The sequence below is a fragment of the Chryseobacterium indologenes genome, from assembly GCF_018362995.1.
Taxonomy (GTDB): domain Bacteria; phylum Bacteroidota; class Bacteroidia; order Flavobacteriales; family Weeksellaceae; genus Chryseobacterium; species Chryseobacterium indologenes_G.
The window spans coordinates 4400841-4417906 of record NZ_CP074372.1 but is presented as its reverse complement, the minus strand read 5'-3'; the positions used below and the strand labels follow the sequence as shown (position 1 = coordinate 4417906).

Genomic DNA, 17066 nt, shown 5'->3' with positions numbered 1-17066 from the left:
TCTAAACTTATGAAATCATTTGTAGACTATTCCTCAAACTCGGATTTTTCTATACATAATATTCCTTTCGGAGTCGCAGTTTTTAACAAAGAATATATCGGATGCTGTACAAGAATCGGAGATCAGGTAGTTGATCTTGCTACTTTGTATGATCTTGGCTATTTTGAAGATATTGAAGGATTAGACGACAATGTTTTTGAAGCATATACCATCAACGAATTTATCGAGCTTGGTAAACCTGTTACCAATGCAGTTCGTACTAAAATTCAGACCTTATTACAGGAAGGCTCAATCTTATCAAAGGATCAGAAAACCATAGAAGAAGCTTTTTATGATCTTGATAAAGTAAAAATGATGATGCCTGTTCACATTCCAAATTATACAGACTTCTACAGCAGCATTGAACATGCTACCAACGTAGGAAAAATGTTCCGTGATCCTGCAAATGCTTTATTACCTAACTGGAAACATTTACCGGTAGGTTACCACGGAAGAGCCTCTTCAATTGTAGTATCCGGAACAGAAATCAACCGCCCGAAAGGTCAGATGAAACCTGCTGATGCTGATAAACCAGTATTCGGACCATGTAAACAATTGGATTTTGAATTGGAAATGGCTTTCATCATCAATAAAAATACAGAGATGGGAGAAAGTATCTCTACCAAAGAAGCAGAAGATGCCATTTTCGGAATGGTTATTTTCAATGACTGGTCTGCAAGAGATATCCAATCTTGGGAATATGTTCCGCTAGGGCCATTCCTTGCGAAAAACTTTGGTTCTTCTATTTCTCCATGGGTAGTTACTCTTGAAGCTTTAGAACCGTTCAGAACATCTTCACCGGTACAGGATCCTGAAGTTCTGGAATATTTAAAATTTGAAGGAGATCAAAATTATGATATCAACCTTGAAGTCTATATTCAGCCTGAAAACGGAGAACAAAACCTGATCTCCGAAAGCAACTACAAACACATGTACTGGAATATGACCCAGCAGCTTGCCCACCACACCGTAAACGGATGTAACGTGGAAGTGGGAGATCTATATGCCAGCGGTACCATTTCTGGAAGTGATCCAAAATCTTTCGGTTCTATGCTTGAGCTTACATGGAGAGGACAAAATCCGTTATCATTAAGCAACGGTGAAGAAAGAAAATTCATTGAAGATAATGATACGGTTACTATGAAAGCCTGGGCTGAAAAAGATGGTGTGAGAGTAGGTTTCGGTGAAGTTTCCGGTAAAATTATTCCAACACTATAATTTTCTACCACAAAAGTCACAAAAGGATTATGATTACACAGTCCTATTTAACAGATCTGACATATAAGATAAATGGTGCTTGTATAGAAGTTCACAAAGTTCTGGGGCCTGGTTTATTGGAAAGTGTCTATCATAAATGCCTGGAAGAAGAATTTAGATTGAGAAATATTAATTATAAGTCTGAGCTAAAAGTTCCGGTATATTATAAAGGAAAAGAAATTAATTGTGATTTCTTTTGTGACTTTTTAATTGAAGACTTGATTGTGGTAGAATTAAAATCAGTATCAAAACTAACAGAGATTCATAGAGCTCAACTTCTAAATTATATTAACTTAATGAAAAAACCAAAAGGCATTTTGGTAAATTTTAATGTGAAAAATTTATATCATGAAGGACAGGAAACCTTCGTAAACCAATATTATGATATGCTTTTTTGAACTTTAAAAATTAAAGCTGTTTTAGCTTAAAACTTTTGTGCCTTTTGTGGTTAAATAAAATATGAAAACAGTAATCCCCTCCGAGATAACCTCCGTACAACTTCAGACCATCATGCAGACGGCCGTTTCACCACGCCCGATTGCTCTGGCATCTACGGTAGATAAAGATGGTACCATTAACTTATCTCCGTTCAGTTTTTTTAATATGTTCAGTACGGTTCCTCCGATTTTGATTTTTTCACCGTCAAGGAGAGTACGTGACAATACAACGAAGCACACGTTAGAAAATGTTCTTGAAGTACCGGAAGTCGTTATTGGAACAGTCAATTTTCCGATTGTACAGCAAATCTCGTTAGCTTCTACAGAATATGAAACCGGAGTCAATGAGTTTATTAAATCCGGTCTTACCATGAAAGAGGCAGATCTTGTACAGCCCAAACTGATTGAAGAATGCCCCGTCAACTTTGAATGTAAAGTTTTAGAGGTAAAGTCATTGGGAGATCAGGGCGGTGCAGGAAATCTGGTGATCTGTGAAGTGCAGAAAATCCATATCAGAGAAGAATATCTGAATGAAGCCGGAAATCTGGATCAGAAAAAACTGGATATGGTAGCCCGTTTAGGCAGTAACTGGTATTCCAGAAGTAACGAGAACAGCCTTTTTGAAGTTCCAAAACCTTTGGTCACAAAAGGAATTGGCTTTGATCAGCTGCCTGATGCAATTAAGTACAGTAAAGTATTTACAGGCAATGACCTTGGAATGCTTGCCAATACAGAAATATTACCTGCTGGTGACTTCCATGCGGATGATGATATCCACCTTAATGCCCAGAAACTGCTTCTGGAAAGTAAAGTGGAAGAAGCCTGGATTTTACTCACGGTAAAATAAAAAAGAAGCCTGAAATTTCAGGCTTCTTTTTTTATGCTCGAAGTTGGAGGCTGGGAGCAGGAAGTACATAAATTCTTATAAATAACTGTTTCCCAAATTAATAACCTTTGGAAAATAGTCCTATTCTGATTTCAATAGATATTGAACACTGTTAATGGCTTCCAGCTTCTATTTTCCAGCTTTCCAACTTATATTTTACTTCGCTTTCAAGGTTTCGGAAACCGTTATTTTCCCTTTTTCAGCAAAGTCTGTTACCTTTCCGTTTTTATCAATAGAAACATTCAGGTTATCATTCTTGGCATCGTAGTAGATATGTGTTGCATATCCCGGGCAGTCATGCTGCTTACATCCTGACAGTTTATAAATTCCGTTTTCTGATGTAACAGGACTTTCTACATTGAAATTCTTAACCATTTCATCATATTGAGCTCCTGCTAGCTTTTTCAGTCTATCTGTGATGCTTTTATCCTCAAAGAATTTGATATCATGCGGATACTTACCAACATTTTTGGTAATAATATTGTCCGGAGCCTGTGCAGAAGGAGGTGGTGATGCTACAGAATCATTTTTTGTAATGACAGAATCTTTAGGCATTACTGTAGCCAAAGTATCTGTGCTTGCTGAAGATTCTGTTTTATTTTCTTTTTTACACGAAATAACACATAATGAGAGCGCAAATGCTCCTGCAATAATTTTTTTCATAATTATACTGATATGGTGGTTAATTTATAATAACGTAGTTTTAAACGTTTTATTTCAATTTTTGTTTGATAAAATCAATACATTTCTCGGTTACAGTATTCAGATCTTTGGGTAAATCTGTGTCTGTCCAGGGCTCTTTTGCACCGAAAGTATGGTTGGCATTTTCAACCAGGAAAAGTTCAGAATTCGGGTGAAGAATATGAAGGTGCTCAGCTTGTTTTACCTCTACCGCTTCATCTTCTGTCCCATGAATAATCAGCATATGAGCTTTTGCCATTTCCGTTGCCCGCTCTACATCAAAACGATGAACATCCTGTTCATAATCTTCATAAAACTGATAATAGTGGGGCATTTCCTGTTGGGTACGTCCGTTCAGAGCATAATAAACTCCATTCTTTTTCCAGTTTTCAAAAGCTTCTCCTGTGGGAAAGCGATCTAAAGTATCCACACTGGCCAAAGTGATCAGCCCATTAATTCTTTCATCTTCGGATGTTTTAATAATGGAAATTCCTCCTCCCCTGCTGTGACCTATAAGAACGATCTTTTCTTCATCTACATGCGGATCTTTACTAAAATGATCAATGACCACGCCAAGGTCAGAAAGCTCTTTAGAATAATTATTATGTCCAAAAGCTTCAAGATCTCCAAAGTTATAGGGATCATCTACAGTAGTTCCGTTATGGGAAAAATTAAACTTCACAAAGAAAAAACCTGCTTCAGCAAACTTTTCCGCCATCAGATTCCATGCTCCCCAATCTTTATAACCTTTATATCCATGAACAAACACTACCAGCGGAAGTTTTTTTTCAGTGTCTTTATAAAAAACATCAGCAAGAAAACCTTTTGTTTCTTTATTTTCTAAATATATATTCTTTTGACTAATCAAATTCATAAAATAAATGGGTTTTATTTAATATTATTTATATTTATGGGATTAATTTAAATTGAAATTTATGAAAAAAACTCTACTTCTTTTATTTTTAATTACTTTTTCTTTTATCCTCAGTCAGGCGACCAAAAGGGTGTTCTTTATCGGGAACAGTTATACTTACGTTAATGATTTGCCTAACCTTGTCCAAAGTATTGCTGCTTCTAACGGCGATGTACTGGAGCATCACAGCCATACACCGGGCGGGTCCACACTGCAGGATCATTCCAACAATCCGGATGTGATTTCAACCATCAACCAGGGAAACTGGGATTATGTTGTATTACAGGAGCAGAGCCAGCTTCCATCATTTCCGGATTCTCAGGTTCAAAATCAGGTATATCCTTATGCGCTTCAGCTTTCCAATCTGATTAAAACATCTAATCCCTGCGGAAATGTAATCTTCTATATGACCTGGGGCCGTAAAAACGGAGATGCTGCAAATTGTCCGGGACTTCCTGCTGTCTGTACCTATCAGGGAATGGATACTCAGATTTATAACCGTTACATGGAAATGGCGATGACTAATGAAGGTATTATTTCACCTGTAGGTAAAGTGTGGAGAACGATCAGAGAGCAAAATCCTGCTATTGAATTGTATGATCAGGATGAATCACATCCTAGCTATATTGGATCTATGGCTGCTGCGTACACCTTTTACACTATTATATTCAAGAAAGATCCTACACAGATCCCTTTTAATGGGAATCTTAGTCCGGCGCAGGCACAGTTGATCAAGGATATCGTTAAAACAGAAGTTTATAATCAGCCTGCTAAATGGTTTGTAACGAATAATGATGTTCACAGCAGGTTCACTTATCAGTTTACCGGAGCAGGAACGGTTCAGTTTACCAACACAACACAGAATGCAGCCTCATATTCATGGGATTTTGGTGACGGCACAACTTCAACTCTGGAAAATCCTCTACATACCTATCCTACAGCAGGAAATTATAATGTAAAGCTGACAACAGCTGCCTGCGGAGTCACTACCACCAAAACAAAGCTGGTTGTAGTAAACACCTTAAATATAGCAGAAACAGCTATTGAAGATCCTGTTCAGATTTATCCTAATCCTGCTCAACATCTTATTAACATTAGTTCTAAAAAGAGAATTGAAGTACTTTCACTTACAGATGTTTCCGGAAGAATGGTTCATTATCATTTGAATAAAACAGATTCAGGATATATTCTACCGCTTCAGCATTTAAGCAGCGGAGTTTATTTTTTACAATATAAAGCTGGTGAAAAGGAATTCACTAAAAAGATTATAAAAAAATAACCTTATTTTTGCTTCATGCAGAATTTAAGAACTGTAACCGTGACGCGTTACATTCTGCCATTGAGAGAAGGAGGGTCTCTTCCTGCTCTGGCAGAAGCTGATGATGATTTCAAATATGTATTAAAATTCCGTGGCGCGGGCCATGGGGTAAAAATGCTGATCTCTGAACTTTTAGGCGGAAAGATTACCGAAGCATTGGGACTAAAAATTCCTGAACTTGTTTTTATCAATGTTGATGCCGATTTCGGAAGAACGGAAGCCGATGAGGAAATACAGGATCTTCTGAAATTTTCCGAAGGTCTGAACCTTGGTTTACATTATCTTTCCGGTTCTATCACTTATGATCCTGGAGTAAGTGTTGATCCTCTTCTGGCTTCAAAAATAATATGGCTGGATGCCTTCATTACCAATATTGACCGTACTTTCAGAAATACCAATATGCTGATGTGGAATAAAGAGCTCTGGATCATTGATAACGGTGCTTCGTTCTACTTCCACCATTCATGGCAGAATTTTGATACAGCGGCAAAAACACCTTTCAAGTATGTGAAAGACCATGTCCTTCTTCCTAAGGCAAAAATGCTTGACGAAGCAGATCAATTTGCCCATGAAGTACTGAATGACACCCTTTTCAGAGAGATTGTCAATACAATTCCTGAAGACTGGCTGCAGTGGAATGATGCTGATGAAACCCCTGACGAAATCCGTGAGATCTATTTTCAGTTTCTGAAAACCAGATTAGAAAATTCTCAAATCTTTATAAACGAAGCTAAAAATGCAAGAGGATAAAATATATGAATATGCGGTAATACGCTTGGTCCCTAAAGTTGAAAGAGAAGAATTTTTCAATATCGGGCTGGTGATGTTTTCCAAAAAGGAAAAATTCATCAGGGTAGAATTTTATTTGTGTCCTGATAAATTTAAGCTCATGCACAGTAAGCTGGATTATGAAGATATTATCCAGAATCTTGAAAGTTTTCAAAAAATTGCCAATGGTGATAAAGACGGCGGACCTATTGCTCTGCTTGATATTCCTGAGCGTTTCCGCTGGCTTACAGCCGTAAGGAGTGCTGTTGTGCAGACTTCCAGACCTCATCCGGGAAAATCCAAGGACTTAAACAGTACTTTTGGTAAACTTTTTGAGGAGTTAGTAAAATAACATACCCTCTAAAAAGTTTATTATGAAATCATCCATATACAACATATCAATCTACAGGTTTTTCACAAACCTGTTTTTTGTTTTATTTTTAAGTATATCAAATTTATTTTTTTCACAAAACTTCTCACAAATCCCGGTTAAGACTCCTCCAGTAAAAAGCACTTTACTTCCTGAGACTGCAACAGTTTCTGAAGATATTGTTTACAAGACCAACAGAAAAGGAAAACCTCTTGCCCTGGATTTGTATGTTCCTAAAAATGCTGCTACTGGAAAACTTCCGGTACTGATCTATGTTCACGGAGGTGGTTGGATAGAAGGTGACAAAGTGGTTCATGCCGATAATTATCTTGAAACAACCATTCAAAAACTGATGGCTAAACAATATGCAGTTATCAGTATCAATTATACGCTTTTGAGTGACAGCATCCATTTTCCTTTGCCTTTAGAAGACACTAAGGATGCCGTAAGATGGGTCAGAAAGAATGCTGACAAATATAACCTTGATATGAATAATATTGGCCTTTTCGGAGCTTCAGCGGGGGCTCATCTTTCCCTGCTGGCAGCCTATACTCCTGATAATACCTATCTGGGAAGTCCGGAACTTTCATCTTATTCTGCGAAAGTAAATTATGTGATAGATCATTATGGTCCGGCCGATCTTAATAAGCTTTTCCATACAAGATTAGGAACAATTCCGGTAGGAATGATCGGATTGATGTCAAAAAAAATTGTCGGTTTACAGGAAAATCTTGTGAAAGGAATTTCCGGATATGATATCAGAAAAGATCAGGACAAATCTATAGAGTATCTTAAAACTCTTTCTCCTGTATATTTTGTTTCAGGAGGGGTTCCTACTTTAATTATGCAGGGGAATAAAGATAAAATTGTCCCTTTAAGCCAGTCTAAAAAACTTCATAGAAAACTCAACAGAGCAAAAGTGCAAAATTCTTTGGTTGTCATTGATGGCGGCGTACATGGTTTTGGAACTACAGATAAAACTGTATTGGATCAGATGACAGATCAAATGGTGGATTTTATCATCGCGCAAAAAAGATAATATACATAATTCATGTAAAATAATATTAAACTATTAAAAATCAACTAAATAAACTACACTAAAACAACAAATATGCTAAATTGATATACATATCACTATTTTTAATTGAAAATTAATTACCTTGGCTAATGTTTAAATTATATTTAATAAAACAACCAATAAATTAATCATTCATTAAAAAAAATACGCAATATGGATTCTCTGAATAATATCAATGCGCTTACGCTCATATTTGCATCTGTTCTTATTTTTGCGATAGCTTATCGTGTTTATGGTATTTTTATCGCCAATAAAGTTCTCAGGCTTAACGACCAGAATATGACTCCTGCTGTAGAATTTGCAGATGGTAAAGATTATGTCGCAACCAATAAAAATGTACTTTTCGGACATCATTTTGCTGCAATTGCGGCTGCCGGGCCATTAGTCGGGCCTGTTCTCGCTGCTCAGTTCGGATATCTTCCGGGCGCATTATGGATTCTGATTGGCTGTGTATTGGGAGGCGGGGTACATGATATGGTTGTACTCTTTGCCTCTGTAAGACATAAAGGGCAAAGTCTCGCTACCATCGCTTCTAAAGAAATAGGAAAAGCAACGGGAACTGTAGCGGGTTTTGCCATCTTATTCATCCTGATTCTTACGCTGGCCGGTTTATCGCTGGCCTGTATCAATGCAATGCATGAAGCCTCATGGTCTCTTTTTACAGTAGTCATTACTATGCCTATTGCCATCATCATGGGGCTGATCATGCGCTACAGAAAGAACAGTGTTTTGTTTGCAAGTATTTTGGGCGGTATCCTTTTGATTGCCGGAATTATCGGAGGTCATACTCTAATGCAGAATCCAACCATGAATAATTTATTTTCCTGGGATATTAAAACAATTTCTATCGCGATTCCTCTGTATGGTTTTATCGCTTCTGTACTACCGGTATGGCTGCTTTTGGTTCCAAGGGATTATCTTTCCACTTATTTAAAAATTGGAACTATTATCATGCTGGCTATCGGAGTTATTGTGATTCACCCTACTATACAGATGCCTGCTATCACAGCTTTTGTCAATGGTGGCGGACCTATTATTGGCGGACCTGTACTTCCTTTTATTTTTATCGTGATTGCCTGTGGTGCTATTTCCGGATTCCATGCGGTGATTGCTACGGGAACAACTCCTAAAATGCTTAATAAAGAAAGAGAAATTCTATTCGTAGGATATGGGGCAATGCTTGTGGAAGGCTTCGTAGCATTGATGGCACTTATTGCCGCGTGTACATTGATGCCGGGTGACTATTTCGCAATCAATACCCCAAAAGAAGCTTATGATTCATTTTTGGCAACCCACCCTTCTTTACACGGAGTAGATATTGATTATTATTCTCAGAAAATAGGAATTGATCTTTATGGCAGAACCGGAGGTGCAGTGTCTCTTGCTGTGGGAATGGCTCATATCTTCAACAACATTCCTTATATGGATCAGCTGACGGCTTACTGGTATAATTTTGCGATTATGTTTGAAGCGGTATTTATTCTTACTGCCATTGATGCAGGAACAAGAGTGGGTCGTTTTTTCTTACAGGAAATGCTGGGTTCGGTAGTTCCGAAATTCAATGATAAAAACTGGATTCCGGGAATTATCATCAGCAGCCTTCTTTTCACTTTTGCCTGGGGATATCTGGTATATACTGGAAACGTAAACAGCATCTGGCCGTTATTCGGAATCAGTAATCAGCTGCTGGCTGCCTGTGGGCTTATCGTCTGTACCACGATGCTGATAAGGATGAACAGGGGAAAATATGCTTTATGCTCTGCTGTTCCGGGAGTTTTTATGGCCGGAATTACATTCTGGGCCGGGTATATCCAGGTGACTGCTATCTATATTCCAAAAGGACAGTACTTATTGGCTGCATTAGCGGCAACAGCAATGATTCTGATGCTTATTGTATTTATAGGAGCTTTCAGAAAATGGTATCAATTGCTTCAAATCAACAAAACAGTGATTGATCATTACGGAGAACCTGTGAAGGAACTGGTAGAAAGATAAAATTCACATTCTATAAATTTAAAACCATTAAGAATGGATTTAAGAAATAAAGTATAGTTAAGATGAATCATTCTGATTTTTAAGCTTAAAGCTAAGCTTATCTTAAACTCTTATTAAATCTTAATGGTTCAAAAATAAAAGTTCATAAAAAAACAATTCAGAAATTCTGAACTGTTTTTTTATAAGCATTATCGGTAGTTTTTATTTAAAAATTGAAATTAAGTCTTGCGAAGACATATCTACCATTCTGTCCAAACTGTGAAGTGGAACGTGAATAGATAAACTGGTCGTTATTCGTAGAGGCAGCAAGATTTTTCGTTGGATAAATATCAAACAAATTATTCACTCCTAAAGTCAATCCTACATTTTTAGTAAACTGGTAAGCAGCAGATATATCGGTAATGATCTTATCTCCGATCTGCTGATGTTCATTGAAATCTATAATCCCGTCTCCGTTTACATCAATAACATCAGCACCTGTTACTTTTCCGAAGTAGGTGTTTCTCAGATAGAAAGTGGCATCCTTCCATGAAAGGGTGTGCGAAAGACTGGCTTTCACTCTAGGAACCGCTTCTTCAAGATATATTCTTGATTTTTCAGAAAAATATACTTTTTCAAGCTGTGGTGACTGTAAAAGGCCTGCTGAGTGAATATCTCCTACCTGTTTGGTTTTATTAAGGTTAATCGCAAAGTTATTATCAAGTTTTACTCCTGAAAATCTTACATTATGTGAAATCACAACATCCAATCCTTTTGTTTCTGTATCTATCGCATTTGTGAAGAACTGGGCACCATTCACATTTAATTTATCATATTCTTTTTGTGCATCTGCAGGCACATCTTTTCTTAAAAACTGGTCTGTAAGAATGATACGGTTATCAATTCTCGTAAAATATCCGTCTGCTGTAAAGCTAAGGCCTGCTGAAGGAATCTTATAAGTAAATCCTACACTTGCTGATTTGGAAGTTTCCTGCTTCAGTTTTGGCATACCCAGCAATCCTGCCAACTGTGAATCATTACTGAAAGTTCCCACCTCTAAAAGCTGATTATTTGTAAATAATGTGGATGTTACATTATAATAGATCTGGTGAATAGATGGTGCCCTGAATCCTGTAGATCCTGCAAATCTCACATTGAAATTAGGGGCAACCTTGATTCTTGAAGCTAATTTATAATTGAATGTCGATCCGAAATCAGAATAATTTTCATATCTCGCTGCCGCATCTACCAATAACCAGTTGGTAAAGTTAAATTCTACATCTGCATAAGCTGCCACTGACTGTCTGTTTTTATCCACCGCATTCTCAGGCTTAAATCCGTTGAAGACCTGTGAACCTCCCGGAAGTAATGCTCCGAAGAAATCTGTAGGTCTCACAGAATTTCCGTTCCATACATTTCCGGAAGCGTCATACGTTGCATAAGAAGCTTCTTCTCCCTGAGTAATTTTAAAATTCTCATAGCGATGCTCAGCTCCGAAAGCGACATTAATTCCTTCCCATACATCATATTTCTTGGAGAAATCTAAATTGATTGTATTTTGAGAAAATCGCAGTCCTCCGGCATTAAATTCTCTTGGTGAAGCAAAACGTAAAGAAGTATTTCCCGTATTTTGAATGTTATAGGTGAATGAGTTCTGACCGTATGTATTACTGAAATCAATATTCCAGCCTTCCCATTTCCCTTTGATTCCTGCAGCCAGTGAAATATCCTGAATATCTGTTCCAATCTGTGGAAGGTAACCGTTAGGATATAATCCTGTAAAGGTTCTGCTTTCACTTGGTCTTCTGTAAAATCCTCCGGAAGTTCCGTGTCTTAAGCTATATCCTCCGAAAGTGTAAACCTTCCAATTGTCATTGATTGGCAGTTCGGCATTTATAAAAAGCTGATGATTATTAAGTTTAGACTGCCCTACCTGCATATTGAAGTCTTTTCTGGACTGTCCTCTGTACGCTAATTCCTGATCAGTAAAATAATTAAGCTGATCTCTTGTAAAGTTGGCAGATTTCAAAACATTTTGTAATCCTGAAATGGTATTGGCTCCCTGAATTGAGTTTTGCAAATCCTGAGAAAAGTAATTTACATTCTGGGCATACTGATGAATGTAGTTCACAAGCTGCTGTGAATTCGGAGTATTGTTTATATTCGTAAAAAGAGAAGAAAGATTTACTCCGTCGTTTAATGCGCGTTGCTCAATCGCGTTATAAGCATTATAAATAGGTCCATTTTCTGTTCCGGCTCTATAGGTTGGATTTCTGAACTGTGAAGACCAGGTAATATTGAAGAAACCTCCTTTGGTTCCAATTTTATTACCATAGTTCAGATCCAGCTGAATATTCTGTCCGTCAAAATCCCCGGTATGATCATTAGCTGTTGGTGTTAAATTTCCCCCGTAACTGATTTGTCCTGCCAGTTTTCCTGTATCTCTTTTCAGATCAAGATTGATCACTCCGGCAATGGCATCAGATCCATATTGTGCCGCAGCTCCGTCTCTTAATACTTCTATTCTGTTTAATGCAAAAGACGGAATGGCATTTAAATCCGTTCCTACGGTACCTCTTCCCGGTGTTCCGTTTACATTCACTAATGCTGAAGTGTGTCTTCTTTTTCCATTCACCAAAACCAATACCTGGTCTGGTCCCAAACCTCTCAGCTGTGCAGGATCCAAATGGTCTGTTCCGTCTGAATTGGTTTGAATAGTAGAAGTAAATGAAGGGGCTACCGCATTCAGGATTTGCCCGATATTGGTTTGTGGAAGGATTATTGAGGATTCTTTTACATTGAAAACATCTACAGGAACCGGACTGTCTGTTTTAGATCTGGCTCCGGCTCTTGACCCCAGCACCACTACTTCTTCTACATTATTGGTTTTTATGCTGTCTTTATTTGTTTTTATGCTGTCTTTTTCCTGTCCGTAAGTAAATACGCCAAGAAAAAATAAAACAGAGGCCGAAAGAATAGTTTTTTTATTTCTCATATAGTTTAATTTGATTGAACATTTATGTTTTTTACAAGGTGCAAATGTAAAATATATTTATTAGTCTACAAAATCAATAGACTTTGTTTTTATAAAAAATGGTTATCGTTTCTTTCTATCCCTATTTAAAGTTATGATAATTTAAGAACATTCCCATAAAAAACATTGTTTTATAGAATGTTAGATCTAAAATAAAAACGCCATGATCGCAAAGAAACTTGAGCTTATTAGTCTGATGATCGCAATGCCACTTCGTTTAGCAGAGAAAATTTACTCCGCTGAGTGGAACGTCATCGCGATCGAAAAATAAACACAATATGATATTCACTTTGCGAACTTCGTGTTAAAAAAACGGATCCAAAATTGAATCCGTTATCTTGTATGTTTAAATATTTACAATTTAAATCTTAGTCAGTTTAGCATATTTCAGAATGAGGTTTTTCTCTCCTTCATGGATGAAAATAACTTTCGCTTTAATATTCTGAGGATCTGTTCCATCAAGGAAACTCACTTCTCCAATTCCGAAACGGTCATGTCTCACCTTATCTCCTACTTCAATATCCTGAGAAGAAGCTCCGCTTGGATTGATAATTTTAGCCGTACTTACAGGTTTCAGTTTTCTTACTTCCTGAGCAGGTTTTGAAGCATCACTTCTGTCGATAGTCTTCTTTTCAACCTTTTTGAAAGATTTCATTTCAGAAGGATGTTCATCAAAAATATTGGATTTTACCCCTGAATTATTGATAAATCTTTTTTCAAGAGCCGGATTAAGGAATTCAATATATTCGTCATCAATTTCACTTAAAAATCTTGAAGGTTCCGCATCAGTAATTTTTCCCCATTGAAAACGGGAAACAGCATATGAGAAAAACACCTGTTTCTCAGCTCTGGTCAATGCTACATAAAATAGTCTTCTCTCTTCCTCAAGATCTTCTCTGGTGGCAGAACTCATAAAGCTTGGGAACAGGTTTTCTTCCAATCCTACCAAATGAACAACCGGGAATTCCAATCCTTTTGAAAGGTGAATGGTCATCAAGGAAACCATATCATCTTCCAGGTTCTTATCCTGAGTATCTGCTGAAAGTGCAATATTTTCAAGGAAATTGGAAAGGCTCGGATCTCCGTCTTCCAGCTGCATCTGTTCTTCAATAAACCCCTGCATAGAGTTCATCAATTCCTGAACGTTTTCTACTCTGGAAATTCCTTCAGGAGTCTGATCATCTTTTAAGAATTTGATCAAACCACTTCGTTTCGCCACTTCCATAGCAACACTGTAAGCCGTCTCTGTTTTCAGCAATACCTGAAAAGCTTTTATCATAGACCAGAAGTCGTTCAGCTTGTTTAAAACCCCATTGTTCAGCCCTAATTGAGGGGCATACATCGGAAGATTTTCCAACACTTTTGATACTGCAATATTGTGAGCATCTGCAAAAACGATCAGTTTATTCTGTGTTGTTTCACCAATTCCTCTTGCAGGATAGTTGATAATTCTCATCAATGCTTCAGAATCATTTTCATTGATCAGAAGTCGGAGATAACCGATAAGGTCCTTTACTTCTTTTCTTTGGTAGAAAGAAAGCCCTCCATAGACTTTATATGGAATATTTTTACGTCTCAGCGCATCTTCAAAGGCACGTGTCTGAGAATTGGTTCTGTATAAAATGGCAAAATCACTGTATTTTCTCTGATCGCGGTTACGAAGTTCCCAGATGTTTCCGGCTACAAAATTCGCTTCATCAGCATCGGAAAGAGATCGGTATATTTTGATCTTATCTCCTTCTTCATTATCACTGAATACATTTTTCTTAAACTGCTGTAAGTTTTTTGCAATAACTACATTAGCCGCATTTACAATATTCTGTGTAGAACGGTAATTCTGTTCCAGGGAGACTGTTTTAGCATCTGTATAATCCTTTTTAAAGTTTAAGATATTGTAGATGTTAGCCCCACGGAAAGAGTAAATAGATTGTGCGTCATCCCCTACCACACAGATATTCTCAAATTTTGAAGCTAATGCTTTTACGATAAGATACTGAGAGTGGTTGGTATCCTGGTACTCATCTACCATGATATACCTGAATCTGTCCTGATATTTTGCCAATACTTCCGGAAAACGGGTCAATAATTCATTGGTTTTCAACAAAAGGTCATCAAAATCCATGGAACCGTTTCTGAAACACTGGTCTACATATTTCTGATAAATCTGCCCGATAAATTTCATGTTCGCCTTTTCATCCGCTTCCATCAGTTCCGGATTGTTGAAGTAAGCTTTTACCGTAATCAGATTATTCTTATAGGTTGAAATTCTTGCCTGAACTTTTTTAGGTTTATAAAGATCTGCATCGATATTCATATCCTTCAGTACTTTTTTGATCACATTCAGGGCGTCCTGCTGATCATAAATGGTAAAATTGGAAGGATATCCAAGATAATGAGCCTCAATTCTTAAAATTCTTGCAAAAACAGAGTGGAAAGTTCCCATCCACAGACTTCTTGCATTGCTGTCTCCCACTACTTTTGCAATACGGTCTTTCATTTCACGGGCTGCCTTATTGGTAAAGGTAAGCGCCAGTATATTGAAAGGGTCTATTCCATTGTGTATTAAATGAGCAATACGCATGGTCAGTACACGCGTTTTCCCGGAACCTGCTCCTGCAAGCACCATCAGAGGTCCCTGTAAAGAGGTAACGGCTTCATATTGTGATTCATTGAGTCCTTTCAAATAGTCCATACAGCAAAAAAATTTTGGGAACACAAAATTAAGGTATTCAGAGGAGAATTCAAACTTTCATGTAGAAGTTAGGGATTTGAAATATTAAGATTGTATTGATAGTATTGGTCAACGGTCAATTTTGCTTCGCAAATGAATCGTAAATGATTATTCATAGTCTGAAATCCCGCAACCCGAATCACGTAACAAATTGACAAGCGAAGCGAATTCACCATTCATTACTCACATTTACATATCTATTTCTATACATTTTGTAACATTTAATTCACTTTTCATACTAATTGGTAAACAATTTCTAAATTTTATGAAAAAGCGACTTCTTTCTGCTGCTGCCGTAGCTTTCTTCGGGCTAATGCTGAATGCACAGCAAATCAAATTCGAAGAGTATGACCTTCCCAATGGTCTTCACGTAATTCTTCATCAGGATAACTCGGCGCCGGTTGTAACAACAGGTGTAATGTACCATGTAGGTGCAAAGGATGAAGTAAAAGGCAGAACAGGTTTTGCTCACTTCTTTGAACACCTTTTATTTGAAGGAACTCCTAATATCAAAAGAGGAGACTGGTTCAAGATTGTTTCTTCAAACGGAGGACAGAACAATGCCAACACCACCAATGACAGAACGTATTACTATGAAACATTCCCTTCCAACAACGAACAGCTTGGACTTTGGATGGAAGCTGAAAGAATGCGTCATGCGGTGATCAACCAGATTGGGGTAGATACTCAGAGAGAGGTTGTAAAAGAAGAGAAAAGATTAAGAATGGATAACCAGCCTTATGGAAACCTTTTCACCACAATTCAGAAAAATTTATTTACCAATCACCCATACAACTGGCCTACAATCGGTTCTATGGAAGATCTGAATTCTGCTAAATTAGAAGAATTCCAGGCATTCTACAAAAAGTATTACGTTCCGAATAACGCTACTTTGGTAGTTGCAGGAGATATTAAACCTGAACAGACTAAAAAGTGGATCGAAACTTACTATGGAGGAATTCCAAAAGGAACTTTATATCCAAAAGATTTCCCTAAAGATGCTCCTATCACTCAGGAAAAGGAAGTAACAGCAACTGACCCGAACATCCAGCTTCCTGCTTATGTTTTCGCGTACAGAACTCCGGCTAATAAAGAGAAAGATGCTTATGTTTTAGATATGCTTTCTTCTTATTTAAGCAACGGAAAATCTTCTGTTTTATATAAAAAATTAGTGGACCAGGACAAAAAAGCACTTCAGGTAGCTGCTTTCAACCAGGGTCTTGAAGATTACAGTATTTTCGCATTCTTTGCAATCCCGATGGGACAGACTACAAAGCAGGCTTTACAGGCTGACATTGATGCTGAAATCAAAAAACTTCAGACTACTTTAATCTCTGAAGAAGATTATCAAAAACTTCAGAACCAATACGAAAACCAGTTTGTAAATGCTAACTCAAGCATTCAGGGAATTGCTGCTTCATTGGCAACCAACCACGTATTGATGGGTGACACGAATTTGATCAACAAAGAAATCGACATTTACAGATCTATCACAAAACAGGATCTTCAAAATGCTGCTAAAAAGTATCTTAATTCTAACCAAAGAATAGTCATTAATTACGTACCTGAGAAAAAGTAAT

General features: G+C 37.3%; 13 protein-coding genes. 9 read left to right on the top strand and 4 right to left on the bottom strand.

Features of this window, described 5'->3' with window-relative positions:
* The first annotated feature begins 9 nt into the window (after positions 1 to 9).
* From fahA to DYR29_RS20080, 3 genes are all read left to right on the top strand, one after another.
* On the top strand, positions 10 to 1257 hold the full coding sequence (gene fahA, locus DYR29_RS20090) for a fumarylacetoacetase (protein WP_213278243.1): 1248 nt from the start codon (positions 10 to 12) through the stop codon (positions 1255 to 1257).
* Between the two features lie 29 nt (positions 1258 to 1286).
* Complete coding sequence (locus DYR29_RS20085; RefSeq protein WP_142719290.1) at positions 1287 to 1694, top strand: GxxExxY protein; 408 nt, start codon at positions 1287 to 1289, stop codon at positions 1692 to 1694.
* Positions 1695 to 1755: 61 nt separating this feature from the next.
* Positions 1756 to 2580, top strand: a complete 825-nt coding sequence (locus DYR29_RS20080) for a flavin reductase family protein (RefSeq protein WP_213278242.1) — start codon at positions 1756 to 1758, stop codon at positions 2578 to 2580.
* Positions 2581 to 2775: 195 nt separating this feature from the next.
* Here the strand turns inward: DYR29_RS20080 and DYR29_RS20075 are convergent, their stop codons facing one another.
* Both DYR29_RS20075 and DYR29_RS20070 read right to left on the bottom strand, forming a co-directional pair.
* Entirely contained in the window at positions 2776 to 3282 is a 507-nt protein-coding gene (locus tag DYR29_RS20075; protein WP_213278241.1) for a hypothetical protein, read from the bottom strand.
* Positions 3283 to 3331: 49 nt separating this feature from the next.
* Positions 3332 to 4174, bottom strand: a complete 843-nt coding sequence (locus DYR29_RS20070) for an alpha/beta hydrolase family protein (RefSeq protein WP_213278240.1) — start codon at positions 4172 to 4174, stop codon at positions 3332 to 3334.
* Positions 4175 to 4235: 61 nt separating this feature from the next.
* On the opposite strand from DYR29_RS20070, the gene DYR29_RS22950 reads away from it, so the two are divergent.
* The 5 genes from DYR29_RS22950 (at position 4236) to DYR29_RS20045 (ending at position 9742) form a co-directional block, all read left to right on the top strand.
* Positions 4236 to 5492, top strand: coding sequence for a T9SS type A sorting domain-containing protein (locus DYR29_RS22950; protein ID WP_213278239.1), 1257 nt, complete (start codon positions 4236 to 4238; stop codon positions 5490 to 5492).
* Between the two features lie 15 nt (positions 5493 to 5507).
* On the top strand, positions 5508 to 6281 hold the full coding sequence (locus tag DYR29_RS20060) for a HipA family kinase (protein ID WP_213278238.1): 774 nt from the start codon (positions 5508 to 5510) through the stop codon (positions 6279 to 6281).
* Positions 6268 to 6651: a DUF3037 domain-containing protein gene (locus DYR29_RS20055; protein ID WP_047424345.1), complete on the top strand. Its 384-nt coding sequence runs from the start codon at positions 6268 to 6270 to the stop codon at positions 6649 to 6651. Before DYR29_RS20060 ends, DYR29_RS20055 begins: the two co-directional genes overlap by 14 nt.
* A gap of 22 nt (positions 6652 to 6673) precedes the next feature.
* Entirely contained in the window at positions 6674 to 7708 is a 1035-nt protein-coding gene (locus tag DYR29_RS20050) for an alpha/beta hydrolase (RefSeq protein ID WP_213278237.1), read from the top strand.
* Positions 7709 to 7900: 192 nt separating this feature from the next.
* Positions 7901 to 9742, top strand: a complete 1842-nt coding sequence (locus DYR29_RS20045) for a carbon starvation CstA family protein (RefSeq protein ID WP_213278236.1) — start codon at positions 7901 to 7903, stop codon at positions 9740 to 9742.
* Positions 9743 to 9947: 205 nt separating this feature from the next.
* Here the strand turns inward: DYR29_RS20045 and DYR29_RS20040 are convergent, their stop codons facing one another.
* Complete coding sequence (locus tag DYR29_RS20040) at positions 9948 to 12716, bottom strand: TonB-dependent receptor plug domain-containing protein (protein ID WP_213278235.1); 2769 nt, start codon at positions 12714 to 12716, stop codon at positions 9948 to 9950.
* A gap of 400 nt (positions 12717 to 13116) precedes the next feature.
* Positions 13117 to 15447 (bottom strand): ATP-dependent helicase, encoded by a 2331-nt coding sequence (locus tag DYR29_RS20035; protein ID WP_213278234.1) that lies wholly within the window; start codon positions 15445 to 15447, stop codon positions 13117 to 13119.
* Between the two features lie 304 nt (positions 15448 to 15751).
* On the opposite strand from DYR29_RS20035, the gene DYR29_RS20030 reads away from it, so the two are divergent.
* Complete coding sequence (locus DYR29_RS20030; RefSeq protein WP_213278233.1) at positions 15752 to 17065, top strand: M16 family metallopeptidase; 1314 nt, start codon at positions 15752 to 15754, stop codon at positions 17063 to 17065.
* Position 17066 lies beyond the last annotated feature (1 nt).

What these genes read in the sequence shown, in the direction of transcription:
- DYR29_RS20045 (WP_213278236.1), top strand. Translation starts at nt 7,901, where the DNA reads ATGGATTCTCTGAATAATATCAATGCGCTTACGCTCATATTTGCATCT.
- DYR29_RS20080 (WP_213278242.1), top strand. Translation starts at nt 1,756, where the DNA reads ATGAAAACAGTAATCCCCTCCGAGATAACCTCCGTACAACTTCAGACC.
- DYR29_RS22950 (WP_213278239.1), top strand. Translation starts at nt 4,236, where the DNA reads ATGAAAAAAACTCTACTTCTTTTATTTTTAATTACTTTTTCTTTTATC.
- DYR29_RS20070 (WP_213278240.1), bottom strand. Translation starts at nt 4,174, where the DNA reads ATGAATTTGATTAGTCAAAAGAATATATATTTAGAAAATAAAGAAACA.
- DYR29_RS20060 (WP_213278238.1), top strand. Translation starts at nt 5,508, where the DNA reads ATGCAGAATTTAAGAACTGTAACCGTGACGCGTTACATTCTGCCATTG.
- DYR29_RS20055 (WP_047424345.1), top strand. Translation starts at nt 6,268, where the DNA reads ATGCAAGAGGATAAAATATATGAATATGCGGTAATACGCTTGGTCCCT.
- DYR29_RS20075 (WP_213278241.1), bottom strand. Translation starts at nt 3,282, where the DNA reads ATGAAAAAAATTATTGCAGGAGCATTTGCGCTCTCATTATGTGTTATT.
- DYR29_RS20035 (WP_213278234.1), bottom strand. Translation starts at nt 15,447, where the DNA reads ATGGACTATTTGAAAGGACTCAATGAATCACAATATGAAGCCGTTACC.
- DYR29_RS20030 (WP_213278233.1), top strand. Translation starts at nt 15,752, where the DNA reads ATGAAAAAGCGACTTCTTTCTGCTGCTGCCGTAGCTTTCTTCGGGCTA.
- DYR29_RS20085 (WP_142719290.1), top strand. Translation starts at nt 1,287, where the DNA reads ATGATTACACAGTCCTATTTAACAGATCTGACATATAAGATAAATGGT.
- fahA (WP_213278243.1), top strand. Translation starts at nt 10, where the DNA reads ATGAAATCATTTGTAGACTATTCCTCAAACTCGGATTTTTCTATACAT.
- DYR29_RS20040 (WP_213278235.1), bottom strand. Translation starts at nt 12,716, where the DNA reads ATGAGAAATAAAAAAACTATTCTTTCGGCCTCTGTTTTATTTTTTCTT.
- DYR29_RS20050 (WP_213278237.1), top strand. Translation starts at nt 6,674, where the DNA reads ATGAAATCATCCATATACAACATATCAATCTACAGGTTTTTCACAAAC.